Source organism: Streptacidiphilus sp. PAMC 29251 (assembly GCF_054208735.2).
The window spans coordinates 7,715,012-7,739,832 of record NZ_CM135725.2; the positions used below are offsets into that span (position 1 = coordinate 7,715,012).

Below are 24,821 nucleotides of genomic sequence, written 5' to 3' on the forward strand. Positions count from 1 at the left end.
TCCATGCGCAGATTCACCCACGGCGTCGCCAAGTACCTGGTCTACCCGCTCATTCGAGCACTGGCTGTCTACGGCCAGTTCTACGCGCCCGTGTGCCCGTTCCCCCCGGTAGGGGCCATGGGGGTCACCGAAGGGCTGTATCCCAGACCGCTCCCGCCGAGGCAGCGGCCGGCGAAGGGTCTGGTCGGCCCGCAGCCGGGCCACCCGGAGCGGCTCCGTCCGGATCTGCTGCTCACTGACTTCGAACGCGAGGTGTTGCGCCAGTTGGACCGGGACACCGCCGTCACCCCGGTCGACTGATTCGCCCACCGGCCCGTGGTTGTTCGAGGCCCGTTCGAGGATGCGTCCCCATACTGAGCCCCTACCGTCGCGACAGTTGAGACAGGCGGTGGCAGGGAAGCCAACCATGGGGGCAGTCTTGGCCGAACATGAGCACTTCACACAGCTGTTCGTGCAACGTGCGCAGGAGCAACCGGGCGACGACGCCCTGCTCTTCCCGCGCCACCCGACCCAGGGCACGGCCGAACCGGACACTGTCACCTACGGCGAACTGGACCGCGAGGCCCGCCGCCTGGCGGTGTGGCTGCGCGAACACGGTGCGGTCGGCGAGCGGGTGCTGGTCGCCCAGGAGCGGGGGAGGCTGTTCGCCGCCTCCTTCCTCGGCTGCCTCTACGCCGGGTCGGTGCCCGTGCCGGTCCCGGCGTCCGGGGGATCGCGGCACCAGGTCGACCGGGTGGTGGGCGTCGTCCGCGACTCCTCGGCGAAGACGGTGCTCACCGACTCGGTGCACGCCCCGTCCTTGTCCCAGATGCTGTCCGCCGCGGGGCACGGCGAGGTGGTCTGCCTGGCCGCCGACAAGCCGGGGCTGGCGGACCCGGACGACTGGCGGATGCCCCGCATCGAACCCGACGGCCTGGCCTTCCTCCAGTACACCTCCGGATCCACCGGGGACCCCAGGGGCGTCATGGTCTCGCACCGGAACCTGATGGCGAACCAGCGGATGATCCAGCAGGCGCTGGGCACCGGGCCGCGCTCGCGGATCGGCGGATGGCTGCCGCTTTACCATGACATGGGCCTGGTGGGCCAGTTACTGCATCCGCTGTGGCTCGGCGGCTGCGGGGTGATCATGGAATCCTCCTCGTTCGTCCGGCGTCCGCTGCGGTGGCTCCAGATGATCGACGACTACGGCGTGACGGTGGCCGGCGGCCCCAACCTCGGCTACGAGCTGTGTCTCCAGCGGGTCTCCGAGAAGGAGATCCGCAGCCTGGACCTGTCCCGTTGGCGGGTCGCCGTCGACGGCTCGGAGCCGGTGCGGGCGGAGACGCTGCGGGCCTTCGCCGAGAAGTTCGCCCCGTCCGGGTTCGCCCCCGATGCCCTGCGCCCCTGCTACGGACTGGCCGAGGCCACCCTGCTGGTGTCCGCCGGCAGACCCGGCGGAGCGCCGCGCCTCCTGAGCGCGGACGTCGGCGAACTGGAGCAGCAGCGGTTGGTCGAGGCGGCTCCCGGAGCGCGCAGCCGCACCCTGGTCAGCAGCGGCGAACCCGTGCCGGGCACGGAGGTCCGCATCGTCGCCGCGGAGACCCAGGCGGTGCTGCCGCCGGGATCGGTGGGCGAGATCTGGGTGCGCGGCCCCAGCGTCGCCGAGGGCTACTGGAAGCGTCCCGGCGACACCGCGAGCACCTTCCGCGCGGCCACCTCCGGCGGGGAGTCGGGCTTCCTGCGCACCGGCGACCTGGGCGTCATGGCGGACGGGGAACTGTTCGTCACCGGGCGCTCCAAGGACCTGATGATCGTGGCGGGCCGCAATCTTCACCCCCAGGACGTCGAGCGGACCGTGCAGCAGGTGAGCGTGCTGTTCAACTCCTCCGCCATCTTCTCGGTCGAGTCCGAGCACGACCAGGTGGTGGTGGTCCAGGAGGTCCGTTCGGGCGCGACGTTCGACGCCGACCTGCCGGAGCTCGTCGCGGCGGTCCAGCACTGCCTGTCGCAGGAGTTCGAACTCGCGGTGCGGAACGTGGTCCTGGTGCGGCCGGGCACGGTCCGCCGGACCACGAGCGGCAAGCTCCGGCGCGAAGCCATGCGCCGGCTCTTCCTCGCGGGCCGGCTCCAGTTGCTCTACCAGGTCGTCGACCCCGAGGTCGGGCTGCTGATGGCCGCGGCGGGCGCTGACGAAATCAGTCGTCCTATGTGAATTCCTCACTGTTCCGCGGAGTCCCACGCTGCCACTCTCTAGCTATGACTCCTCCTGCTCGACGGAGGGGCAGGAGACCGGGGGGATGGAACCATGGACGTCAGGCTCCTGGGACCGCTCACGGCCTCCGAGGCGGGTGCCTCCATCGTGCCCAGTGCGGGCAAGCCCCGGCAGATCCTGGCACTGCTGGCCCTGAACGCCGACCGGATGGTCACTGCTGCCTCGATGATGGAGGAGCTCTGGGGGATCGACCTCCCCCGGAGCGCTTCGACCACCCTCCAGACGTACATCCTGCAGCTGCGACGGAAGCTGACCGTCGCCCTGGAGGGTTCCTCCCGCGCGGCCAAGGACGTTCTGCTCACCCGGAACAGCGGGTACCTGCTGTCGGTCGAGCCCTGCGACGTCGACGCCCGGCGCTTCGAACGGCTGGTCGCCCTGGGGTACGCGGCCTTCGAGACCGACGCCCGGCGCGCCTCCGAACTCCTGGGCGAGGCCCTGGCCCTGTGGCGCGGAGCGGCGCTGGCCGACCTCCCGCAGGGACGCCTGCTGGAGGTCGAGACGATGCGGCTGCACGAGAGCCGGATAGCGGCCCTGGAGCGGCGGATCGACGCCGATCTGTGCCTGCAGTCCCACCACGAGGTGCTCGGCGAGCTGGCCGGTCTGACCACCCAGTACCCGCTGCACGAGAACTTCCATGCGCAGTTCATGCTCGCACTCCACCGCTGCGGCCGTTCCGGCCGGGCGCTGGAGGCGTTCCGGCAGCTTCGCTCCTCCCTGGTCGACGAGTTGGGCCTGGAGCCCTCGGGCCGGGTGCAGCAGCTGCACCAGGCGATCCTGACGGCTGATCCGGCGCTCGATCCGGTGAACGCGTTCCGGGCGTACGGCTCCGCAGGACAGCCGAGACAGCCCTCGGGCACCAGGTAGCAGGCCCGGTCGCAGGGGCCTTCCCGATCACTCTCCAGGGTGTGTCGAGCGGTCTTCCAGGAACGCCGTAGACGATCCCGTCATCTTGAGGATGCGGGCAGAGTCGTACTGGGAGCACTGGGAGGCACGGATGAGCGGGTATCTGGCCGTGGAGCCGGGCCCTTCCGGCCCGTTGCGGCTGCTGTGCTTCCACCATGCCGGTGCGGGGGCGCTGTCCTTCGCCCGCTGGCAGCGGCGGATCGACGGCGCACCGAACGGGACCCCGGGCGCCGTGAGGGTCGTCCCGGTACGGCTACCAGGCCGGGAGACCCGGCTGCGCGAGCCCCGGATCGTCCAGGCGGCGCGGCTGCTGGAGGAGTTGGAGGACAGGCTCGGCCCGCTGTGCGAGGAGCCCTACGCCCTCTACGGGCACAGCCTGGGGGCGTTGGTCGCCTATGCCTTCACCGCCGCCCGCGAGGCCCGGGGCCGGCGACCGCCCGAACTGCTGGCGCTGGGGGCCTGTTCCGCCCGCACCGGGTCATGCCGGTGCTCGATCCGGCCGAGTCGTCGGACCACGACGTCCAGGTCCTGCTGGAGCTGGGCGGCGGTTCTCCGGCGGAACTGGCCGGCCGTCCGCAGTGGCGCCGGACCATGCTCGGCATCCTGCGCGACGACCTCCAGCTGGCGCGGAGCCTCCGCGCCGGTGCGGGGGCCGTGCTCAGCACGCCCCTGCTCGCCTGCGCCGGATTCGAGGACCGGATCGCCCCGGTCGCCGACGTGGAGCAGTGGTCCCGCTACGCAGCGCAGTCCTTCCGGCTGCGGACCCTCCCGGGCGGGCACTTCTTCGTACGCGACCCGGAGCTGCCCGACCTGATCGCGGCCGAGCTGAGTGAGCTCCTCCAGCTCGCTCCGCGCTCCTGACTTCCCTGCTACTGAAGCTCGAAAGGAGCCTCAACTATGGACATCGGTGTGCTGGGGCCTTGCAGAGTCACGCAGGGAGGGACGTCCGTCGTCCCCACCGCCATCAAGCCGCGCAAGGCACTCGCCCTGCTCGCCATGCATCCGGACCGTGTGGTCTCGGTGGCGGCGCTGATCGAGGAGCTCTGGGACGGCAATCCGCCGCGCAGCGTTCAGACCACCCTCCAGACCTACATCCTCCAGATCCGCAGCATGATCGGCGCGGCACTGATCGGCCAGTCCCAGGAGGGCCTGCCGCTGGGTGCCAAGAGCGTGCTGGTCACCAAGGCAGGCGGCTACCTCCTGGACACCCAGGGCGGAACGGTGGACGCACTGGAGGCCGAGCGCCTCGCCGGGACCGGGCACCGCGCCCTGGAGTCCGGCGACCACGCCACCGCTGCGGCCAGGTTCCGCCAGGCGCTGGCCCTGTGGCGCGGGCAGGCCTTGGTCGACGTCCAGGTGGGACCGCTCCTCGAAGCCGAGGTGACCCGCCTGGAGGAGTCCCGGATGAGTATTCTCGGACAGCGGATCGAGTCCGATCTCCACCTGGGCCGGCACCACGAGATCCTCGGCGAACTGGCCGGGCTCGCCGCCAAGTACCCGACCTACGAGAGGCTCCAGGCCCAGCTGATGCTGGCCCTGTACCGGTCGGGCCGCCGGGGCAGTGCTCTGGAGGCGTACCACCGGCTGCGCGGAACGCTCAACCAGGAGCTGGGACTCGACCCCTCGCCCGCCGTCCGGGAACTCCAGCAGGCCATCCTCTCCGACGCTCCCGAACTGGAGCGCGAGGCCGCCGGGGCCGGACTGCTGCGCATGCTCAGGGCAGGGTGACCCCGTCCCGGCACACAGACCCTCTCCAACCCGCATTCCCTCCCGAGAGAAGAGGATCACCGCATGAGCCCGTACACCTTGCAGCAGCTCACCGCGAAACTGCGTGAGTGCGCCGGCGCGGCCGAGGGCGTCGACCTCGACGGCGACGTGGCCGACATCTCGTTCGTCGAACTCGGCTACGACTCGCTCGCGATCCTCCAGGTCACCGGTGTCATCGGACGAGAGCTCGGAATCCAGATATCCGACGACGCGGCCGCCGAGGCCGAGTGCCCCCGCACGCTGCTCAAGATGATCAACGAGAGCCCCCTGAACCAGGGCTGACCCACGCAAGCCAGGACAAGGAGTTCGCATGCCGTACGCAGCCATCACCTACCGGGTCAAGCCCGGTCACGAGGAAGAGATCGCCGCCGTCTTCGCCGGCTTCCAGCGCGTGGACACCCCGGAACTCCCCGGCGAGCAGGACGGGGACAGCGCCGGACGGCTGCTGGGAACCGGCGTCTTCATCAAGGACGACATCCTCGTCCGGGTCATCCACTACGAGGGCGAGTTCGCCGCCGTCGGCCGCCACTTGGCCTCGCAGAAAGGCGTCCACCTGCTGGAGGAGAAGCTGGCCCCGTTCCTCGCCGAGCAGCGGGACACGCGGAGCGCCGAGGACTTCGGCGCCTACTTCCGCAACGCCACCATGCGCTCGATCGCCCAGCTCACGGTGGACACCCACCCGGCCGGACGCTGACGCGCGAGGAGGCCCGCCATGATCGATCTGCTGAGTGTCGTCGCCGTGTGCGGCAGTGGCATCACTGCCGGAGTGCTCTTCGCCGTGGCTCTCAGCGTGCTTCCGGCGCTGTTCGCCATGGAGACCTCCACCTACATCTACGCCCACAAACTCCTCGGCCGTCACTGGGATCCGCTGATGCCGGCCATCGTGCTCGGCACGATGGCCGTGGACGTGGTCCTCGGAGTGGTCTGCTCCGGCTCGGCCCAGGGGCTCTTCCTCGCCGCGGCAGCCACGTCACTCGGTGTGTCCGCGGTGTCCCATCTGTGCAACGTCCCCATCAACCGACGGGTCAAGGCAGTGGCCGACCCGAGCCTGTTGCCGCCCGACTGGGAGGATCCGCGCCCGCTGTGGCGACGGTGGCACCTGCTGCGCACCTGGCTCGCCGTGGTCGCCCTCGTGCTCGGCAGCAGTGCGTGCGCCTTCCACTGAACCATGAACCACCTCCCATCACAGTGGGGGCCGGGGTCGCGACCGACCGGGTCGCGGCCCCGGCCCCGGGGAAGGAGACGAATCCGATGCGGCGAACATTCATGGCACTGCTCCTGGTGGTCGCGGGGGTCGGCGGCGTCGCCGGCTGCGCGGACGACACCAGCGCCGGCTGTGCGTCCCACACCTGCTACTTGAACCTGACGGAAGGTCAGAGCATTACCGTGGGCGGGGTCAAGCTCACGGTCAAACGCGTGGACGACAGCAGGGTCACGTTCACCTCGCACGGCGTCGATCTGAACCTGAACAAGAGCACGGACCTCGGCGTCGGCAAGTACCACCTGCACCTGGGCGACGACGACGGGTCCTCCGCGACCGTCGCCGTCAGCAAGTGAGCTCAGGCGTAGGCGTCGCGAAGGACCCGTGGGCGCGGACCGGGGGTGCCGGGGTCAGTCCCGGGCCGAGATCTGGGTCAGGCAGGGCAGCAGGCTGCGGTTGAAGGTGGCCACGAAGCCCTCGGCGGTGGCGGTGTCCCGGGGACGGCTGAGGTAGGGCTTGAGCTTGCGCTCCACCTCCTGCACCCCGGGCTGGCCCGCCATGTGCCGGGCCACCTCCTGGAGGTCGCCCTCGTACTCGATGAACCGGACCATCGTGGTCTCGCGCAGGAAGACCGCCGTGGCCAGGATCCGGGTGGCCGGTACGCCCCGGTCCGCCGCGACGTCCGTGGAGCCGGTCCGCCGGAAGCTCCCGAAGATCTCGGTCAGCTCCTTCTCGTAGCCGGCCTTGATGTCGTAGGTGAGTGCTGCGAACGGCATGGAGTCTCCAGGAATCGGCGGAACGGGACGCGAGGGCGGGCCGCCCCGCCGTGACGGGGGACACGGCCGGACGGCCCGCCCCGTGGCTCCATGGTGGGCGTGCGACTCGCGACGGACTCGAGGCCTCCTCCATTCCCGTGGGTTGACGTGCCGTCAAGCGGGGCTTGAGCGCCGTCGCGGAACGTTCCGCTGTTGAGTCGATACCGATCCCCTGGAGGCAGTGGTGCACAGGACGCTCATCGTCGCAAGGATGGCGGACCCTCGGAACGCGGATCCCATCGCGGAGCTCTTCGAGGAGTCGGACGCGACGGACCTTCCCCATCTCATCGGGGTCTCCCGACGGACCCTGTTCGCCTTCCACGACCTCTACTTCCACCTGGTGGAAGCGGAGCAGGACATCACGCCGAACCTCTACAAGGCCCGCAGCCACCCCCTCTACAACCACATCAACACCGGTCTGACCGAGTGGGTGTCCCCGTACGACCCGAACTGGCAGGAGCCCAAGGACGCCATGGCATCGCCCTTCTACGTGTGGACGCCCGAGCAGGGGAGGATCCGATGAGCGGTCAGCAGCGGTTCGACGACGCCACCGCCCTGCGTGTCTCCGCAGCCGAGGTCGCTCCCAACCGCAAGCGCGGCGGCGACATCCGGGTCACCCTCAGCCCCGTCACGGTGGGTTGCGGCTCCGGCTTCGGCGGGGTCCTCTACCTGGAACCCGGGGAGTTCGTCACCGCCCACTACCACCCGTACTCCGAGGAGTTCCTGCACGTCGTCGCCGGCGTCCTGGAGATCACCCTGGACGGCGACGTGCTCTCGCTCGCCCCCGGCCAGTCCGTGCTGGTGCCCATCGGGGTGAACCACCGACTCGTCAACCCGGGCCTTGAGAAGGCCCACTGCGTGTTCCACCTGTCCCCGTTGGCGCCGCGCCCCGACCTCGGCCACGTCGACACGGAGGAGCTCGCGAACCCCGGCGCGCTCGACCCCGCCGTTGGCGGAAAGCCGTGAGCCGGCCGGCCGGTCCCCGGCGTGCCGTCGTCACCGGGATCGGGGCGGTGGCGCCCGGGGGAGTCGGACGCGAGGCCCTGTGGGACCTGCTGTCGTCCGGGCGCACCGCGACCCGGCGGATCACCCTCTTCGATCCCGCCCCGTTCCGCTCCCAGGTCGCCGGCGAGGTCGACTTCGACCCCGCCGCCCTGGGCCTGACGCCGCAGCAGATCAGGCGGATGGACCGGGCGGCCCAGTTCGCGGTGGTCAGCGCCAGGGAGGCGGTCGCCGACAGCGGCCTCGAACTGGCCGCGATCGCGCCCGAAAGGATCGGGGTGTCCGTCGGCAGCGCCGTCGGCTGCACCATGGGCCTGGAGCAGGAGTACGTCACCCTGAGCAACGGAGGCCGGGACTGGCTGGTGGACAGCAGCTACGGAGTGCCCCACCTCTACGGCTACATGGTGCCCAGCACCCTCGCCGTCGAGGTGGCCAGGGACGCGGGCGCGGAGGGTCCGGTGGCGCTGATCTCCACCGGCTGCACCTCCGGCCTCGACTCCATCGGCCACGCGCTCCAGCTCATCGAGGAGGGCTCCGCCGACGTCGTCCTCGCCGGGGCCACCGACGCCCCGCTGTCGCCGATCACCGCGGCCTGCTTCGACGCCATCAAGGCCACGACGCCGGACAACGACCGTCCGGGGGAGGCGTCGCGGCCGTTCGACCAGGACCGCTCCGGATTCGTCCTGGCCGAGGGCTCGGCGATGCTGGTCCTGGAGGAGAAGAGCGCCGCCGAGCGGCGCGGGGCACGGATCTACGCCGAGATCGTCGGCTTCGCCGGGCGGAGCAACGCCTTCCACATGACCGGGCTGAAGGCCGAGGGCCGGGAGATGGCCGAGGCCATCCGGGTCGCCCTGGACCAGGCCAGGCTCGACCCCACGGCCGTCGGCTACGTCAACGCCCACGGCTCGGGCACCAAGCAGAACGACCGCCACGAGACCGCTGCCTTCAAGCGCAGCCTCGGCGACCACGCCTACGCGGTTCCTGTGAGTTCCATCAAGTCCATGGTGGGCCACTCGCTCGGGGCCATCGGCTCCATCGAGGTGGCGGCCTGCGCCCTCGCCCTGGACCGCCAGGTCGTGCCGCCCACCGCCAACCTGCACACGCCCGATGCCGAGTGCGATCTGGACTACGTGCCGCTGACCGCCCGCGACCACCGGATGGACGTGGTGCTGAGCGTGGGCAGCGGCTTCGGCGGCTTCCAGAGCGCGATGGTGCTGGCCCGGCCGGGCACCGTCCCGTACGAGAGGAGCTGACCGTGACCAGTCCAGCCACGGCCCCTTCCGACGCCCCGGTCATCACCGGCCTGGGCGTCGTCGCCCCCACCGGCATCGGCGCCCAGGACCACTGGGCGGCGGTCCTGGCGGGGAAGTCCGGGATCGGCAGGATCTCCCGCTTCGACGCGGACCGCTACCCCGTCCGCTACGCCGGCGAAGTGCCGGGGTTCGTCACCGCCGAGCAGGTGCCCAGCAGGCTGATCTCGCAGACCGACCGCAGCACCCACCTGGCGCTGGCCGCCACCGTCGAGGCCCTCGCCGACGCCGGGGTCGAACCCGGGGCGCTGCCCGAGTACGAGATGGCCGTGGTCACCTCCGCCTCCTCCGGCGGCACCGAGTTCGGCCAGCACGAGATGGAGAGCCTCTACCAGAACTCCCCCGCCTGGGTCGGGGCCTACCAGTCCATCGCCTGGTTCTACGCGGCGACCACCGGCCAGCTGTCGATCCGGCACGGGATGCGCGGACCCTGCGGGGTGATCTGCTGCGAGCAGGCGGGCGGCCTGGACGCCGTCGGCCAGAGCCGCCGGCTGATCCGCCGTGACGCTCGGCTGGTGGTGACCGGAGGCACCGACGCCTCGCTCTGCCCCTACGGGCTCACCGCGCAGCTGAGCGGTGCCGGGCTCTCCCGCCACCGCGACCAGGAGCGCGCCTACCTGCCCTTCAGCGCCGACGCGTCCGGCTTTCTCCCCGGGGAGGGCGGCGCGATCATGATCATGGAGAGCGCCGCCGCCGTGGCCGCGCGCGGCGGCGGCCCCGGCTACGCCAGGGTCCTCGGCTACGCCGCGGGCTTCGACCCCGCGCCCGGCTCCGGCCGCCGGCCGTCGCTGCGGCGCACCCTGGAGACCGCCCTCGCCGACGCCGGGCGCTGCCCCGACGAGGTCGGCGTGGTCTTCGCGGACGCCTCGGGGGTGCCCGAGGAGGACGCGGCCGAGGCCGCGGCGATCCGCGGCGTCTTCGGCGTGGCAGGGGTGCCGGTCACCGCCCCCAAGACCCTCACCGGCCGCCTCTACGGCGGCGGCGGAGCCCTTGACGTCGCCACCGCCGCGCTCGCGCTGCGCGAGGGGATCATCCCGCACACCACGGGACCGGAGGCCGCCGCCCCCGAGTACGGCCTGGATCTCGTCCTGGGCTCCCCCGCCCCGCACCGCTCCGGACGGCCGTGGTGCTGGCCCGGGGCTACGGCGGCTTCAACGCCGTTCTGGTGCTGGGCAGCACGACCGACTGACCACACCCCGCGCACCGCGAGAAGGAGAGGGCCGGACATGGCCGGACACACCGACAACGAGATCGAGATCGACGCACCGCTCGAACTGGTCTGGGAGCGCACCAACGACCTGATCAACTGGCCGGACCTGTTCAGTGAGTACGCGTCCGTGGAGGTCCTGGAGCGCCGGGGCGCCACCGTGCGCTTCCGGCTGACCATGCACCCCGACGAGAACGGGCAGGTCTGGAGCTGGGTCTCCGAGCGCACCCCCGACCACGACACCCTGAGCGTGTCGGCGCACCGGGTGGAGACCGGTCCCTTCGAGTACATGAACATCCGCTGGGAGTACGCGCAGCGGGATTCGGGCGTCCGGATGCGCTGGATCCAGGACTTCCACATGAAGCCCCAGGCCCCGGCCGACGACGCCGGAATGACCGACCACCTCAACCACAACACCGCGATCCAGATGAAGCTCATCAAGGACAGGGTCGAGGCGGCAGCCCGCCTCGCCGGGTAGCGGGGGCAACGGTGCTCTCCCTGCTCGCGCCGCTGGTGCTGCTGGTGAACGGGGTCGCCGCGGGGGTGCTGCTCGGCACCCTGCTCGGCGGCTGGCCGCTGCTGGCCGCGCTGCCCGACGACCGCTACGTCCACGCGCACGCCTTCTTCGCCACCCGCTACGACCCGGCGATGCCGGTCTGCCTGCTCGGCACCCTTTCCGGGGACGTCGGGCTCGCGGTCGTCACCGGCAGCGCGCCGGCCCGCTTCCTGTTCCTGGCGGCGGCCCTGCTGGCCGTGTCCACCATCGCCATCTCCCTCAGCAAGAACGTCCCCACGAACAAGTGGATCCAGACGGTCGACCCGAGCCACCCGCCGACGGACCTGCGGGACCGGAAGCGCCGGTGGGGCCTCTGGAACCGTCGCCGCAGCCTGCTCACCCTGCTCGCCCTGGTGGCCAACTGCACGGCCCTGGCCGTGCTGCTCTGACCTCTCGTCAACTTTGGAGGCATCATGGATCTCGGACTGAACGGCAAGAAGGCCCTGGTCACCGGCGGTACCCGGGGCGTCGGACGCGGCATCGTGCTGGCCCTGGCCAGAGCGGGCGTCGACGTGGTCACCTGCTACCGCCAGCACAGCGACGCCGTGGTCTCGCTGGAGCTGGAGCTCAAGGAGATCGGCGGCGACCACCACGTGGTGCAGGCCGACCTCGCCCACCCCGTCCAGGTGGCCACGCTGCTGGAGCGCACCGCCGAGTTCTACGACCACCTCGACCTGGTGGTGAACAACGCCGGGGCGATCAGCCACATCCCCTACGCCCAGCTTCCGCTGGACGAGTGGCAGCGCATCATCGGGACCAACCTCACCGCCGCGCACCTGGTGATCCAGTACTCGCTGCCGCTGCTGCGCCCCGGCTCGTCGGTGGTCAGCATCGGCTCCAAGTCGGCCGAGGTCGGCATCCCGATGCGGGCCCACTACACCGCCACCAAGTCGGCGCTGGTGGGGCTCACCCGCTCGATCGCCAAGGAACTGGGCGCCCAGAACATCCGGATCAACGTGGTGGCGCTGGGCGTCATCGAGACCGAGGCGCTGCACGCCATGCCCGCGGAGCAGCAGACCGTCATGGTCGAGCGCTACTCCAACAAGACCGCGCTCGGGCGGCTGGGCCTGCCCGACGAGGTGGCCGGCGCGATCCTCTGGCTGGCGAGCGACCTGTCCCGCTACGTGACCGGCGCGACCATAGCCGTCGACGGCGGTATCTCCTGATGCCGGCCGAGCGCTTCCGGGTGATGCTCCAGATGCGGATCCACCCGGGACAGGCGGACGACTTCGTGGCGGAGTGGAGGTCCGGCACCGAGGCCGTCACCGGCCATCCCGCGAACCTGGGCCAATGGCTGGCGCGCAGCAGTTCCGAGGCCGACACCTACTACATCGTCAGCGAGTGGGTGGACGAGACGGGCTTCCGCGCCTTCGAGAACAGCGGCGCCCATCTGCGTCACCGGGAGCGGCTGCACGCGTTCCGGTCGTCGGCGACCTTCGCCACCATGCAGGTGGTGGAGTACATCGAGGGAGCTGCCGCCCATGCCCGGTGAGGTGCGCGTGCTGGTGTACCAGCAGGCGAGGGACCATCAGGAGCTGGCGGCGGTGCGGGCCGCCTACGACCTCGTCAGCGGCCGGATGGCCGTGGTGCCGGGGCTCCTGGGGAACGAGCTGCTCCAGTCGCAGACGGATCCGACGGCGCTGGTGGTGGTCAGCCGGTGGGCGGACATGACGGCGTTCCAGGCATGGGAGCAGGGTGCCGGCCACCGCGACGACACCGCGCCACTGAGGCCGTTCAGGGACGACCGGTTGGCCGTCCCGTTCGGCGTCTACCAGGTGGACGCGGCCTTCTGAGCGCGTCGCAGGCCGAGGGGCACCGCGAGGAACGTCTCGCGGTGCCCCTCGGCCGTTCCCCGGCCGGGGGCCGCTGTCGAGCGTGCGTCCAGCGGCGCTCCACCCTCCGACGCCACCGTGGTCCGGTGACAGGCCCTTGTGTCCGGAGGATGGAGATGTCGATGCGCGAATCCACACAGATCCTCGTCGTGGGAGGCGGGCCCGCGGGTTCCACCGCGGCGGGACTACTGGCGAAAGAGGGCTTCCAGGTCACCCTGTTGGAGAAGGAGCACTTCCCTCGCTACCACATCGGCGAGTCGATCCTGCCGTCCTGCAAGCCGATCCTTCAGCTCCTCGGGGTGTGGGACAAGGTGGAGGCGCACGGCTTCCAGCAGAAGGGCGGCGCCTACTTCTTCTGGGGCGACGAGGAGTGGGAGGTGCGCTTCAGCGACATGGGCGACGCCGCCAACGCCTGGCAGGTCGTCCGGTCGGAGTTCGACGAGCTGCTGCTCGACCACGCCCGTGAGCTGGGCGTGGAAGTCGTCGAGGGCATCACGGTCCGCGAGGTGGAGTTCGACGCCGGCCGGCCGGTCGCGGCCCGCTGGAGCGAGACCAAGGCCGGCGGCGAGGAGGGCCGGATCGCCTTCGACTACATCATCGACGCCTCCGGCCGGGGCGGGATCCTCGCGGCCAAGCAGCTGAAGAACCGCCAGTTCCACGAGATCTTCCGCAACGTCGCCGCGTGGACCTACTGGAAGGGCGCCAAGCCGCTGCCCCGGGGTCCGGTCGGCGCGATCGGCGTGGCCTCGATGCCGGACGGCTGGTTCTGGGTGATCCCGCTGCACGACGGGACCACCAGCGTGGGCCTGGTCACCGGACGCGACAACTTCAACGCCAAGCGGGCCGAGCTCGGCGGCGTCCAGGCCGTCTACGAGCAGGCCCTCGAGCAGTCGTCCATCGTCAAGGACCTGGTCGAGGGCGCGGAACGGGTCGCGGACTTCAAGGTCGAGCAGGACTACTCCTACGCGGCTGAGGGCTTCGGCGGCCCCGGCTACCTGCTGAGCGGCGACGCCGCCTGCTTCCTGGACCCGCTGCTCTCCACCGGCGTCCACCTGGCCACCTACAGCGCGATGCTGGCCGCTGCCTCCATCGGCAGCGTGCTGCGCGGCGAGGCGACGGAGGAGGAGGCCTGGGACTTCTACGGCACGGTCTACCGCCGCGCCTACGAGCGGCTGCTGGTCCTGGTCTCGGTCTTCTACGAGAGCTACCGGGGCAAGGACTTCCACTTCTACAACGCCCAGCGGCTCAGCCCGCGGCAGCGGGACGGGCTGAACCTCCAGGAGTCCTTCGACCGGATCGTCACCGGCATCGCCGACCTCGAGGACGCCCAGGACGTCTACTCCGCCGTGCACGGCCACTTGAACGGCGGGGAGAGCGGCGACCCGAACCCGCTGAACAACCTCAACCGGGTGCACGAGCAGAAGCAGGCGCCGATGAGCCCGGAGAACGCGGTCGGCGGTCTCTTCCTGTCCTTCAAGCCGCAGCTCGGCCTGCGGCGCATCGGAGAATGAGGAGAACATCATGTCACTGACCGGAAAAAGGGTCCTGGTCACCGGCGGTACCAAGGGAATCGGCAGGGCCACCGTGCTGGCCTTCGCCCGCGCGGGCGCGCAGGTCGCGGTGGTCTCGCGGAGCGGGGGCGAGGACGCGGAGAGCCTCGCGCTGGACCTCAAGGAGTTCGGCGAGGGCCACCACTTCTTCCAGGCCGACGTGACCAAGTCCGCCGAGGTGGCGGTGCTGGCGGAGCAAACCCGCGCCGCGCTGGGCGGACTCGACGTCGTGGTGAACAACGTGGGCGTCGACGGCCAGGTCTGGTTCGCCGAGTTGCCCGAGGACGAGTGGCACCGGGTGCTCGACCACAACGTCACCTCGGCGTACCTGGTCACCCAGGCCGTGCTCGAACAGCTCGTGGACAACGGTTCGGTCGTCAACATCGGCTCCTCCGTGGCGCTGCGCGGGCGGGTGCGCGGGGTCCACTACACGGCCTCCAAGGCAGCCCTGATCGGCCTCACCCGGGCGCTGTCCAAGGAGCTGGGTCCGCGCGGGATCCGGGTCAACACGGTCGCCCCCGGGCTGACCGAGACCGAGCCGGGAGCCGGGCTGCCGCCGGAAGCGGTGGAGCGGATCGTCGGTATGACGGCGCTCGGCCGGATCTGCCAGCCCCAGGACGTGGCCGACGCGGTGCTGTTCCTCGCGGGTGACTCGTCCGGCTACATCAGCGGCCACACGCTCAACGTCGACGGCGGCGTCTGAGTTCGGCGACGGGCCCCGGCCGGGTGAGCGACCACCCGGCCGGGGCCCCTTCTTCTGTCCCATGACATTTCCGAGGAGACGAACCCATGGACATCGGAGTGGGCCTGCCCACCACCGTTCCCGACCTCAGCGGACCCAGGCTGCTCGACTGGGCGCGCCAGGCCGAGCAACTCGGCTTCAGCAGCCTCGCGGTGCTCGACCGCCTGGTGTACGACAACTACGAGTCGCTGATCGCGCTCGCCGCCGCAGGGGCGGTCACCGAGCGGATCAGGCTCGCCGCCACCATCCTCATCGCGCCCTACCGCGACAGCACCGCGATCCTCGCCAAGCAGGCGGCCACCGTCGACGCCCTGACCGGAGGCCGCCTCGTCCTCGGGGTCGCCGCCGGTGGTCGTGAGGACGACTACGCCGCGACCGGGGCCCGCTACAGCGACCGGGGACGCCGGCTGGACGCCATGCTCGGCGAGCTGCGGGACATCTGGGCGGGCGGTTCGGGCATCGGACCCGTTCCGGTCACCCCCGGCGGTCCGGCGCTGCTGGCCGGCGGGCATTCCCCGGCCGCCATGCGCAGGGCCGCCCGCTTCGCCGACGGCTGGATAGCCGGCGGCAGTTCCGTCGCCGGATTCGGCGCCCTGGCCGCCCAGGCCGGGGAGATCTGGACGGCGGAGGGCCGGGCCGGCCGTCCCCGCACCCTGTCCCTCGCCTACTACTCGCTGGGTCCCGAGGGCCAGGGCACCGCCGAACGCTACCTGCGGGCCTACTACGCCTTCATCGGACCCAAGGCCGACCGGGCGGCCTCCGGCGTGCTGACCTCCCCGGAGGCGGTCCGGCAGACCATCACGGACTACGCAGCCGCAGGCTGCGACGAACTGCTGCTGTTCCCCTGCTCCGCCGACCCCAAGCAGCTCGAGCTGCTCGCCGACGCGGTCCTCTGACGTTCGACGACGCCCGTTCGACGACCGCCCGTTCGACGACGCCCGCCCGGACGCACGAGAGTGGCCCGGCCTCCCCAGGGAGGCCGGGCCATCTCGGCTGCTCAGGCAGCGTGGTTCGGGACCGTCGCCAGCTCCAGCTCCTGGAGCAGGACCTCGGCGTCGTCGGTGTCCAGGGCGACCAGCGGCCTCGGGTAGAGCACACGCAGGATCGGTCCGGCCATGAAGGTGGTGACCACGGCCATCACCACCATCAGCGAGTACAGACGGGTGTCCAGGATGCCCAGTTGAAGTCCGGCCGACAGGATGACCAGCTCGGTCAGGCCCCGGGTGTTCATCAGGGTCGCCAGTACCCCCGAGTCGCGGGTGGACACCCCCTGGAGCCTGGCGCCGGCGAAGGCGCCGGTGAACTTGCCGATGATGGCGACCAGCAGGATCAGTCCCAGCTCCCCGAGGGCCGCGCCGTTCACGTGGGACAGATCGACCTTCAGGCCGGCCGTCACGAAGAACACCGGCAGCAGGAAGGTCGCGCCCACGTTCTCGACGCTGCCCCGGATGCTGTCGCGGATCTGGCGCGCGCCGCCCCGCGGCAGCAGCAGTCCGAACGCGAATGCGCCGAACATGTACTGCATGCCCATCTGCTCGGTGGCCCAGCAGGAGAGCATCAGCCCGGCCAGGACGCCGGCCATCAGGGACGGAGTGAGCTTCCCGTCGGGGGAGCGATCGAACAAACGGGCGAACAGTGGCCGGACGGCGCACACCATCACCGCCAGGTAGAGCGGCGCGAACATGATGTGCCACTGGGTCGCGCCGGCCACGATCGTGGTCACCGCCGCCAGCAGCGACCAGGCCACCACGTCGTCGATCGCGGCGCAGGCGAGAGCCAGGCTGCCGACCCGGGTCCGCTGCATTCTCCGGTCCGTCAGGATCCGTGCCAGCACGGGGAAGGCGGTCACCGACATAGCCGCACCGATGAACAGCACGAACCCGGTGCGGCTGACCGTCGCATGCCGGTGGACCAGGTGCAGGGCCAGCAGTGCGCCCAGCCCGAAGGGCAGCAGGATCGAGGCGAACGACACCCCGGCCGCCGTCCTGACCCGGCCCCGGATGAGTGCGAACTCCATCTCGTAGCCGACCCCGAACATGAACAGCGCCAGCCCCAGGGTGGCGAGGGTGCTCAGGAAGGGCGTGATGGTGGACGGGAAGAGGTGCTTGGCCGCGGTGCCGTGGAACAGCGTCGGGCCGAGCACGATGCCGACGAGGATCTCGCCCAGCACCGGCGGCTGCCCGATCGCCTTGGCTCCCGCGCCCAGCAGCCGGGCCGTCAGCAGGATCGCGGCGACGGCGAGGAAGGCCGCCGCCGTCTGCCCGGCGGTCATGAGGCGGGGGCGCCGGCGATCCCGGCCGCGTGTGCCAGGACGTCGGTGATGACGGCCGAGGGGTCCTCCTCGTCGCCCGTTCCGCGCCAGGCGACGAAGGCGTCCGGCCGCACCAGCACCGCGCCGCCGGCCGGGATCCCGTAGACCTCGGCCCAGTCGCGCCCGGGGTCGTCCGACTCCAGCTCCTCGCCAGGACCGACCTGGTAGGCGCGCAGCGGCAGGCCGAGCTCCTTGGCGGCGGTGCGGGCCGCCTCTGCCCAGGCGCTGCCGTCGGGACCGGTCAGCAGCACGTAGGAGTCCCAGAACAGGTCGATGGTGGAGATGGTGTCGCCGCCGCGGTTCAGCCACACGTGCGGTGCCCGGGTGCCGGGCTCGCCGCGCAGCTCGAGCAGCGGGGACAGCACCGGGGCGCCCTCGGGACCGGTGATGCCGGAGGAGGAGTAGCGGTAGCCGAGCGTGATGATGATGTCGTCGACCATCTCGGCCCGGTCCTGGTCGGTGGCGTAGCCGTGCCGGATCCGGTTGCGGACCAGGGCCTGCGCGGCCATGGCCGCGCCCAGCGGGCGGCGCTCCTCGTCGTAGGTGTCGAGCAGGGCGTCGCCCGCCCAGCCCTTGAGGACGGCGGCCAGCTTCCAGGCCAGGTTGTGGGCGTCGTGGATGCCGGTGTTCGCGCCGAAGCCTCCCGCCGGCGGGTGGACGTGCGCGGCGTCGCCGGCCAGGAAGACCTTTCCGGTCCTGAAGTGCTCGGCGACCAGCTGCGCGCCCTCCCACGGGATCTTCGCGATGATCTCCACGTCGATGTCCTTGCCGGCGGCCTCGCGCACGATCGAGATGCAGCGCTCGTCCGTGAAGTCCTCGGGCTTCTCGCCCTTGTCCGGGAAGTAGATCGGCGCGGCCAGCCAGGGGTTCACGCCGTGCAGGCGGGACAGGCCCATCAGGGTGCCGCCGGCCGAGGCGTAGCACAGGATGAACTTGCGGCCCTTGAGCAGGACCTCGAGCTCGGGCGCCTGGAAGTAGATGCTCAGGGCGTTGAAGACCGTGCCCCGACCGGCCCGCTGGACGCCCAGCTGCTGGCGCACCAGGCTGCCCGCGCCGTCGGCCCCGACCAGGTAGTCGGCGTGGATGGTGTAGCGCTCGCCGGTTTCCAGGTTCTCGGCGATGGCGGTCACGCCCTCGGCGTCCTGCTCGAACTCCACCAGCCTGGTGCGAAACCGAACGTCCGCGCCGAACTCGCGGGCCTTCTCGACCAGCACCCGCTCGTAGCGGTCCTGGCCACAGCCCATCACCCGCTCGGGGCTGACCGTCGGCCCGTCCAGGGAGGGTGCTTCCAGGAGCACGGCGTCGTCGATCCCGGCGAAGGTCTCGACCTGGATGATGCCGCCCTCGAAGTACGCGTGGGTGTCGCCCTTCTCCAGGGCCCTGATCTCCGCGCTGAAGCCCGCCGCACGGAAGAGCTCCATGGTGCGGGCCTGGAGGCCGGGCGCGCGGGGAAGCAGCGAGGTGCCGTCACGCTTCTCCAGCACCATCGTTCGGACTCCGTGCCGCCCGCTGAAGAGCGCGGTGGCCAGACCCACCGGGCCGGCACCGACGATCAAAACAGGGATTCGCAGGTCACTCATTGTGTTCCCCTCATCGACGCTGTCGCTGAGAGGAGTACCGAGCCGCCCTCGAGGATGCCTGGCAAACGAGTCGGGAGTTCCTCACTCCACCTTCGTTCGAGATGTCTTCCACCCGCTGTTGGGACCGTCGCAGCCGACCTGATTGGCGTCTCGCCATCGGCCGTCCTGGAAGGAGCCATCCGAATGACGAGTAATCCGCCGGACGTCGGCACCGCTGCCGGCATCCTCCGCCTCGGAAACGCGTTCTGCGATGCCAAGGCGCTGCTGACCGCCGTCGAGCTGGACCTCTTCTCGCAGCTTCACGGGGAAGGAGCAACTCTGGAGGAGATCCGAGTCCTGCTGGCACTCCACGGCCGGGGTCTGCAGGACTTCCTCGACCTGCTGGTGGCGCTCGGCGTGCTCGAGCGCACCGCCGGCCGCTACACCAACGCCCCGGGCGCGGACAAGTTCCTCGTGCGCGGCGGCGAGACCTACATCGGAGGCTTCCTGCTGCGCTCCAACCGCAACCTCTACCCGGCCTGGGGACGTCTCGACCAGGCCCTGCGCTCGGGCGAACAGCAGTCGGGCAGCGACTTCGACACCGTCACCCAGAACCCGGAGATCCTGCGCCAGTTCGTCGCCAGCATGGACGCCTTCACCAACGTCCTGGGCGAGGCGCTGATCAAGGCCTTCGACTGGTCCGGCTTCGGCTCGGTCCTGGATGTCGGCGGCGCGCGCGGCAACCTCGCCTCGCAGATCGTGCGGGCCCAGCCGCACCTCCAGGGCCATGTGTTCGACCTGCCCCCCATGGAGAAGCTCTTCGAGCAGCTCATCGCCGAGCTGGGCCTGAGGGGTCGGCTGGAGTTCCACGGGGGCAGTTTCTTCACCGACCCGCTCCCCGAGGCCGGGGCCGACGTCGTGATCCTCGGCCATGTCCTCCACGACTGGAACCCGGAACAGCGCCGGGAGTTGGTGTCCAAGGCCTTCGCCGCGGTCCGGCCCGGCGGCGCGCTGCTCATCTACGACCGGATGCTCGACGACGAGCCCACCCACGCCGAGAACCTGGTCATCAGCCTCGACATGCTGCTGGTGACCGACGGCGGCTCGGAGTACCCGGCCGCCGAGGTCGTGGCCTACGCCGAGAAGGCGGGCGCGACCTCCACCGAGGTCGTCCCGCTGCACGACTACGACACCTTGGTGGTCGCCCGCAAGGCGAGCTGACCCCCCTGGGCGTCGGCGCCCCGGCCCCACCGGGCCGGGGCGCCGACGCCGCTGTCGTGAGACCGCTGTGACAGTCGTGCACCCGCTATGAGAGGAGAGAATCGATGATTCTGGTTTTCGGCGCGACGGGGAACGTCGGCAGGGAGGTCGTGGCGCGCCTCGCCGAGCGCGGCGAGAAAGTCAGGGCCTTCACCCGGGACCCGGCCCGTGCGCACTTCGACGACACCGTCGAGGTCTGGTCCGGGGACCTCGGCGACCCGGACGGCATCCGGGGCGCCCTGGCCGGGGCGGAACGGGTCTTCATGCTCTCCGCCGGGCCCGACGCCCGGGGACACGACCTCGCCGTGGCCGAGGAGGTGCGCCGTGCCGGTACCCCGCGCGTGGTCAGGGTGTCCTCGGTCGCCGCCCTCCCGCCCGTCAACACCTCCTACGGTGCGGCGCACGCGGACGCCGACCGCGCCTTCGCCGAGTCCGGCACGGCCCTGACCCTGCTGAGTCCGGCCGGGTTCATGACGAACGTGTTCCAGTGGCGGGAGTCCATCCGGCACAAGGACACCGTCTTCGGTACCTCCGGGCAGATCGCCCGGGCGCTGATCGCCCCGGCGGACGTCGCCGAGGTGGCCGTGCACGCCCTGCTCGAAGGCGGCCACGAGGGCCGGAACTACACCGTGACCGGGCCGGAGGCGCTCACCGCCCCGCAGACCGTCGAGCGCATCTCCGCCGCGCTCGGGCGTCCGCTGGAGTACGTGGAGGCGCCGGTCACCGCCGCCCGGCAGGCGATGCTGGGCGTCGGGCTCCCGGCCGACTACGTCGACGGGCTGCTCGCCGTGCAGGCGGACGCCGATCCGGTACGCGGCGGAGAGGTCCTGCCGACCGTGGAACAGGTGACCGGCTCCCCTGCGCGCCGGTTCGACGACTGGCTCGCCGCGCACCTGGACGCCTTCCGGTGAGCGGTGTCCACGGGCGGACGTCGCCCGATGAGCGGGGAGCGCTGACGGTGGATCTGTCCGGAGCGTTCCGGGTCCAGCTGCGGATGGAGATCCGCCGGGGACTGGAGTCCGAGTTCGAACGGACCTGGCTGGAGGTCGGCCGACGCATCGCCGAGGAGCCGGCCAACCTTGGACAGGTCCTCGTCCGGGCCGTCGAGGAGCCGGGCGTGTACTACGTCGTCACCGACTGGGTCGACGAGAGCGCCTTCCGGACGTTCGAGCTCAGCGAAGCGCATGTGGAGAACCGCCGCCGACTGGGGCCCTACCGCACCGGCGGCGACATGGTCCTGACCCGGATCGTCCACCACCTCGGGGCACAGCCCCGCCCGATCGGAGGAGCAGCAGCATGGACGTGACCTTTCCCCTCGCGGTCGTCGGGCTCGGCAACATGGGCGGCGGCATGGCCGGCCACCTACTGGAGTCCGGGTTCGCACTCACCGTGCACAACCGGACCGCCGCCAAGGCCGAACCCCTGGCCGCCCGGGGGGCGGTCGTGGCGGACACCCCGGAGCAGGCCGTCAAGGGGCACCAAGCGGTCCTGCTGAGCCTCAGCGACGAGCACGCCGTGGAGGACGTCCTCTTCGGCCGACTGGTCCCGGTCCTGGAAAGCGGGACCCTGATCATCGACACCTCCACGGTCTCGCCCGGATACGCCCGCGAGGCGGCCGCACGCCTGGCGGCCCTCGGGCTGCGCCGGGTCGAGGCCTGTGTCGTCGGCAACCCCTTCCAGGCAGCCAAGGGAGAGCTCCGGGTCTACGTCTCCGGCACGGACGCCGACATCGACCTCGCCCGCCCGGTGCTGGACGCCATCGGCTCCGAGGTGAACCCCATGGGGGAGCCCGGCAAGGCGACCACCATCAAGCTGATCTTCAACCTGTTGCTCGGCGCCCAGGTCGCCTCGATGGCCGAGGCGGTCACCTACGGCGTCGAGGCCGGAATCGACCGCGACCGGCTGTTGCGGGCCATCGCGTCCAGCGGCTTCAGCTCGGTGGTGATGCGCTTCCGCGCGGAGCTGATGCGCAGGAGCAGCTACGAACCGGCCTTCTTCCGGACCGTGCTGATGGAGAAGGACCTGCGCCTCGCGGTGGAGGCGGCCAGGGAGGCCGGTGTGGAGCTCCCCGTCCTCGACCGGGCACGTGAGCGGTTCGAAGCCGTGATCCTGGCCGGAGAAGGACACAAGGACGCCGCCGTGATCATGGAGCACCCGGTCGCCGGCCCGCGTTGACGCCTGGTCGGCTTCGACTCCGGCTTGAGCACCTTTGTGGGGGTGATCCCCACGATGGCCGGAGTGCACGCCCCGACCCCCTGGAGGATCCAGTGTACCGACGCCTGTTCACCTCGGAGTCCGTGACCGAGGGTCATCCCGACAAGATCGCCGACCGCATCAGCGACAGCGTCCTCGACGCCCTGCTCCGGGAGGACCCCGCCTCCCGCGTCGCCGTCGAGACCCTGATAACCACGGGCCAGGTGCACATCGCGGGCGAGGTCACCACCACCGGCTACGCGGATGTCCCCACGATCGTGCGCGAAGCCGTCCTGAGCATCGGCTACGACTCCTCCGCCAAGGGCTTCGACGGCAACTCCTGCGGCGTGTCGGTGTCCATCGGCGCGCAGTCCCCGGACATCGCCCAGGGCGTCGACACCGCCGTCGAGGTGCGCGGCGGCGGTCAGAGCGTGGCCGCGGACGACCTGGACCGCCAGGGGGCCGGCGACCAGGGCCTGATGTTCGGCTACGCCTGCGACGAGACCAAGGAGCTCATGCCGCTCCCGATCTCCCTGGCGCACAGGCTCTCCCACCGCCTGAGCACGGTGCGCAAGAACGGCACCATGCCCTACCTGCGCCCTGACGGGAAGACCCAGGTCACCATCGAGTACATCGGCGACAAGGCCGTCCGTCTGGACACCGTCGTCGTGTCCTCCCAGCACGCCTCCGACGTCGACCTGGGGACCCTACTGGCCCCCGACGTCCGCGAGTTCGTGGTCGAGCCCGAGCTCCGGGCCCTGGCCGACGCCGGCATCGAGCTGGTCACCGAGGGGTACCGGCTGCTGGTCAACCCGACCGGGCGGTTCGAGATCGGCGGCCCGATGGGCGACGCCGGCCTGACCGGCCGCAAGATCATCGTCGACACCTACGGCGGGATGGCCCGCCACGGCGGCGGCGCCTTCTCCGGCAAGGACCCGTCCAAGGTCGACCGATCCGCCGCGTACGCGATGCGCTGGGTCGCCAAGAACATCGTCGCGGCCGGCCTCGCCCGCCGCTGCGAGGTCCAGGTCGCCTACGCCATCGGCCAGGCCGCTCCGGTGGGCCTGTTCGTCGAGACCTTCGGCACCGAGACCCTCCCGGTGGAACGCATCCAGAACGCCGTCACCCAGGTCTTCGACCTGCGCCCGGCCGCCATCATCCGCGACCTGGACCTGCTGCGGCCCATCTACGCCCAGACCGCCGCCTACGGCCACTTCGGCCGCGAGCTGCCGGACTTCACCTGGGAGCGCACCGACCGGGTGGACAAGCTCCGCGCCGCGGCGAACGACACAAGGAGCTGACCACCGTGAAGATCGCCGTGACCGGATCGATCGCCACCGACCACCTGATGACCTTCCCCGGCAGGTTCAGCGAGCAGCTGCTCGCCGACCGGCTGGACAAGGTCTCCCTCTCCTTCCTCGCCGACGACCTCCAGATCCGCCGGGGCGGGGTCGCCGCCAACATCTCCTTCGGCCTCGGGAAGCTCGGCCTGCGCCCGGTGCTCGTCGGCGCGGCGGGCACCGACTTCGCCGAGTACGCCCGCTGGCTCCAGGACCACGGCGTGGACACCGACTCGGTGCGGGTGAGCACCGAACGCCACACCGCCCGCTTCGTCTGCACCAGCGACGCCGACCAGAACCAGATCGCGACGTTCTACGCCGGCGCCATGGCCGAGGCCGGGGAGATCGGATTGGCCCCCGTCGCCGCGCGCGTCGGCGGCCTCGACCTGGTGGTCGTGTCACCCGACGACCCGCAGGCCATGCTCCGCCACACCGACGAGGCCCGCGAGCTGGGCGTGCCCTTCGTGGCCGACCCCTCGCAGCAGCTCGCCCGGCTCGACCGGGACGAAGTGCGCCGCCTCGTCGACGGAGCGTGGCTGCTGTTCACCAACGCCTACGAGGCCGCGCTGCTCCAGGACCGTGCTGCCTGGACGGAGGAGGAGGTCCTGGCCCGCGTCGGGACCTGGGTGACCACCCTCGGTGCGGAGGGGGCGGTCATCGCCCGTCAGGGACGTCCCTCGGTCCGGGTCCCGGCTGTCGCCTCCGCACGTGTGGTCGAACCCACCGGGGTCGGTGACGCCTTCCGGGCCGGGTTCCTGGCCGGCGTGGTGTGGCGTTGGGACGCCGAACGCTCGGCGCAGCTCGGCTGCGCGATGGCCGCCGTCGTCCTGGAGACCGTCGGCACCCAGGAGTACCAGCTCTCCAAGGCCGATCTGCTGAGCCGGATCGACGCCACTCACGGCGGCCAGGTGGCCAGGGCGATCGAGCCCCACCTGGCGGGCGTCTCATGACCACGACCGCCCCCAGGTCGCTCCCGCCCGAACTTCTGACGTCCGGGCCGCTGACGCCGCAGCAGAAGCGCG

28 protein-coding genes and 3 pseudogenes are annotated in these 24,821 nt (G+C 71.1%); 28 read left to right on the forward strand and 3 right to left on the reverse strand.

The genetic code is table 11. From position 1 onward, the window contains the following. The first annotated feature begins 3 nt into the window (after positions 1-3). From ACXKR8_RS36480 to ACXKR8_RS36525, 10 genes and pseudogenes are all read left to right on the forward strand, one after another. A complete protein-coding gene (locus tag ACXKR8_RS36480; RefSeq protein ID WP_458268828.1) occupies positions 4-300 on the forward strand; it encodes a DUF6059 family protein in 297 nt (98 codons plus the stop codon). A gap of 151 nt (positions 301-451) precedes the next feature. Continuing rightward, the gene (locus ACXKR8_RS36485) at positions 452-2,191 is read left to right on the forward strand and encodes a fatty acyl-AMP ligase (RefSeq protein WP_458268829.1); all 1,740 of its coding nucleotides are present in this window, start codon (positions 452-454) and stop codon (positions 2,189-2,191) included. 93 nt (positions 2,192-2,284) lie between these two features. Beyond that, complete coding sequence (locus tag ACXKR8_RS36490) at positions 2,285-3,115, forward strand: AfsR/SARP family transcriptional regulator (protein ID WP_458268830.1); 831 nt, start codon at positions 2,285-2,287, stop codon at positions 3,113-3,115. Between the two features lie 130 nt (positions 3,116-3,245). Next, a pseudogene (locus ACXKR8_RS36495) lies at positions 3,246-3,563 on the forward strand (thioesterase II family protein); the annotation flags it as partial. Between the two features lie 71 nt (positions 3,564-3,634). Further along, the gene (locus ACXKR8_RS36500; protein ID WP_462100762.1) at positions 3,635-4,015 is read left to right on the forward strand and encodes a thioesterase II family protein; all 381 of its coding nucleotides are present in this window, start codon (positions 3,635-3,637) and stop codon (positions 4,013-4,015) included. Positions 4,016-4,051: 36 nt separating this feature from the next. Beyond that, positions 4,052-4,882, forward strand: coding sequence for an AfsR/SARP family transcriptional regulator (locus ACXKR8_RS36505; protein WP_458268832.1), 831 nt, complete (start codon positions 4,052-4,054; stop codon positions 4,880-4,882). A 63-nt stretch (positions 4,883-4,945) separates the two neighbouring features. Then, positions 4,946-5,203, forward strand: coding sequence for an acyl carrier protein (locus ACXKR8_RS36510; RefSeq protein WP_458268833.1), 258 nt, complete (start codon positions 4,946-4,948; stop codon positions 5,201-5,203). A gap of 28 nt (positions 5,204-5,231) precedes the next feature. Continuing rightward, the gene (locus tag ACXKR8_RS36515; protein ID WP_458268834.1) at positions 5,232-5,615 is read left to right on the forward strand and encodes a SchA/CurD-like domain-containing protein; all 384 of its coding nucleotides are present in this window, start codon (positions 5,232-5,234) and stop codon (positions 5,613-5,615) included. An 18-nt stretch (positions 5,616-5,633) separates the two neighbouring features. Next, complete coding sequence (locus ACXKR8_RS36520) at positions 5,634-6,086, forward strand: anthrone oxygenase family protein (RefSeq protein WP_458268835.1); 453 nt, start codon at positions 5,634-5,636, stop codon at positions 6,084-6,086. A gap of 86 nt (positions 6,087-6,172) precedes the next feature. Beyond that, positions 6,173-6,478 (forward strand): hypothetical protein, encoded by a 306-nt coding sequence (locus ACXKR8_RS36525; RefSeq protein WP_458268836.1) that lies wholly within the window; start codon positions 6,173-6,175, stop codon positions 6,476-6,478. A gap of 54 nt (positions 6,479-6,532) precedes the next feature. Here ACXKR8_RS36525 and ACXKR8_RS36530 read toward each other — a convergent pair whose 3' ends face one another. Continuing rightward, complete coding sequence (locus tag ACXKR8_RS36530) at positions 6,533-6,898, reverse strand: SchA/CurD-like domain-containing protein (protein WP_458268837.1); 366 nt, start codon at positions 6,896-6,898, stop codon at positions 6,533-6,535. A gap of 220 nt (positions 6,899-7,118) precedes the next feature. Between ACXKR8_RS36530 and ACXKR8_RS36535 the strand changes: the two genes are divergently transcribed. The 12 genes and pseudogenes from ACXKR8_RS36535 (at position 7,119) to ACXKR8_RS36590 (ending at position 16,032) form a co-directional block, all read left to right on the forward strand. Then, positions 7,119-7,460 carry a TcmI family type II polyketide cyclase gene (locus ACXKR8_RS36535; RefSeq protein ID WP_458268838.1) on the forward strand — a complete coding sequence of 114 codons (342 nt, stop codon included), beginning with the start codon at positions 7,119-7,121 and terminating at the stop codon, positions 7,458-7,460. Next, complete coding sequence (locus ACXKR8_RS36540; protein WP_458268839.1) at positions 7,457-7,903, forward strand: cupin domain-containing protein; 447 nt, start codon at positions 7,457-7,459, stop codon at positions 7,901-7,903. Before ACXKR8_RS36535 ends, ACXKR8_RS36540 begins: the two co-directional genes overlap by 4 nt. Continuing rightward, complete coding sequence (locus ACXKR8_RS36545; protein WP_458268840.1) at positions 7,900-9,192, forward strand: beta-ketoacyl-[acyl-carrier-protein] synthase family protein; 1,293 nt, start codon at positions 7,900-7,902, stop codon at positions 9,190-9,192. Before ACXKR8_RS36540 ends, ACXKR8_RS36545 begins: the two co-directional genes overlap by 4 nt. Positions 9,193-9,194: 2 nt before the next feature. After that, positions 9,195-10,438 (forward strand): annotated as a pseudogene (locus ACXKR8_RS36550) (ketosynthase chain-length factor). 64 nt (positions 10,439-10,502) lie between these two features. Next, positions 10,503-10,934 (forward strand): annotated as a pseudogene (locus ACXKR8_RS36555) (SRPBCC family protein); the annotation flags it as partial. Positions 10,935-10,945: 11 nt separating this feature from the next. Beyond that, positions 10,946-11,401: an anthrone oxygenase family protein gene (locus tag ACXKR8_RS36560; RefSeq protein ID WP_458268843.1), complete on the forward strand. Its 456-nt coding sequence runs from the start codon at positions 10,946-10,948 to the stop codon at positions 11,399-11,401. A 24-nt stretch (positions 11,402-11,425) separates the two neighbouring features. Next, positions 11,426-12,178 (forward strand): SDR family NAD(P)-dependent oxidoreductase, encoded by a 753-nt coding sequence (locus tag ACXKR8_RS36565; RefSeq protein WP_458268844.1) that lies wholly within the window; start codon positions 11,426-11,428, stop codon positions 12,176-12,178. Continuing rightward, the gene (locus ACXKR8_RS36570; RefSeq protein WP_458268845.1) at positions 12,178-12,504 is read left to right on the forward strand and encodes an antibiotic biosynthesis monooxygenase family protein; all 327 of its coding nucleotides are present in this window, start codon (positions 12,178-12,180) and stop codon (positions 12,502-12,504) included. The genes ACXKR8_RS36565 and ACXKR8_RS36570 overlap by 1 nt, the downstream gene beginning before the upstream one ends. Then, positions 12,494-12,805, forward strand: coding sequence for an antibiotic biosynthesis monooxygenase family protein (locus ACXKR8_RS36575; RefSeq protein ID WP_458268846.1), 312 nt, complete (start codon positions 12,494-12,496; stop codon positions 12,803-12,805). Before ACXKR8_RS36570 ends, ACXKR8_RS36575 begins: the two co-directional genes overlap by 11 nt. A gap of 161 nt (positions 12,806-12,966) precedes the next feature. Next, positions 12,967-14,355, forward strand: coding sequence for an NAD(P)/FAD-dependent oxidoreductase (locus tag ACXKR8_RS36580; RefSeq protein ID WP_458268847.1), 1,389 nt, complete (start codon positions 12,967-12,969; stop codon positions 14,353-14,355). Between the two features lie 10 nt (positions 14,356-14,365). Continuing rightward, the gene (locus ACXKR8_RS36585; protein WP_458268848.1) at positions 14,366-15,097 is read left to right on the forward strand and encodes an SDR family NAD(P)-dependent oxidoreductase; all 732 of its coding nucleotides are present in this window, start codon (positions 14,366-14,368) and stop codon (positions 15,095-15,097) included. A gap of 86 nt (positions 15,098-15,183) precedes the next feature. Continuing rightward, complete coding sequence (locus ACXKR8_RS36590) at positions 15,184-16,032, forward strand: LLM class flavin-dependent oxidoreductase (protein ID WP_458268849.1); 849 nt, start codon at positions 15,184-15,186, stop codon at positions 16,030-16,032. Between the two features lie 101 nt (positions 16,033-16,133). On the opposite strand, the gene ACXKR8_RS36595 is transcribed toward ACXKR8_RS36590, so the two are convergent. Continuing rightward, positions 16,134-17,408: a cation:proton antiporter gene (locus ACXKR8_RS36595; protein ID WP_458268850.1), complete on the reverse strand. Its 1,275-nt coding sequence runs from the start codon at positions 17,406-17,408 to the stop codon at positions 16,134-16,136. Then, positions 17,405-19,027, reverse strand: a complete 1,623-nt coding sequence (locus ACXKR8_RS36600; RefSeq protein WP_458268851.1) for an FAD-dependent monooxygenase — start codon at positions 19,025-19,027, stop codon at positions 17,405-17,407. The genes ACXKR8_RS36595 and ACXKR8_RS36600 overlap by 4 nt, the downstream gene beginning before the upstream one ends. Positions 19,028-19,210: 183 nt before the next feature. Here ACXKR8_RS36600 and ACXKR8_RS36605 point away from each other — a divergent pair, with 183 nt between their 5' ends. The 6 genes from ACXKR8_RS36605 to ACXKR8_RS36630 all read left to right on the forward strand — a co-directional run bounded on the left by ACXKR8_RS36605 (position 19,211) and on the right by ACXKR8_RS36630 (position 24,749). Beyond that, positions 19,211-20,227: a methyltransferase gene (locus ACXKR8_RS36605; protein WP_458268852.1), complete on the forward strand. Its 1,017-nt coding sequence runs from the start codon at positions 19,211-19,213 to the stop codon at positions 20,225-20,227. 104 nt (positions 20,228-20,331) lie between these two features. Then, positions 20,332-21,177, forward strand: a complete 846-nt coding sequence (locus ACXKR8_RS36610; protein ID WP_458268853.1) for an NAD(P)H-binding protein — start codon at positions 20,332-20,334, stop codon at positions 21,175-21,177. A 47-nt stretch (positions 21,178-21,224) separates the two neighbouring features. Beyond that, complete coding sequence (locus ACXKR8_RS36615; protein WP_458268854.1) at positions 21,225-21,572, forward strand: antibiotic biosynthesis monooxygenase family protein; 348 nt, start codon at positions 21,225-21,227, stop codon at positions 21,570-21,572. Continuing rightward, positions 21,563-22,441 (forward strand): NAD(P)-dependent oxidoreductase, encoded by an 879-nt coding sequence (locus ACXKR8_RS36620; protein ID WP_458268855.1) that lies wholly within the window; start codon positions 21,563-21,565, stop codon positions 22,439-22,441. Before ACXKR8_RS36615 ends, ACXKR8_RS36620 begins: the two co-directional genes overlap by 10 nt. Before the next feature lie 92 nt (positions 22,442-22,533). Further along, positions 22,534-23,760: a methionine adenosyltransferase gene (gene metK, locus ACXKR8_RS36625; RefSeq protein WP_458268856.1), complete on the forward strand. Its 1,227-nt coding sequence runs from the start codon at positions 22,534-22,536 to the stop codon at positions 23,758-23,760. A gap of 5 nt (positions 23,761-23,765) precedes the next feature. Next, positions 23,766-24,749 (forward strand): carbohydrate kinase family protein, encoded by a 984-nt coding sequence (locus ACXKR8_RS36630; protein ID WP_458268857.1) that lies wholly within the window; start codon positions 23,766-23,768, stop codon positions 24,747-24,749. Positions 24,750-24,821 lie beyond the last annotated feature (72 nt).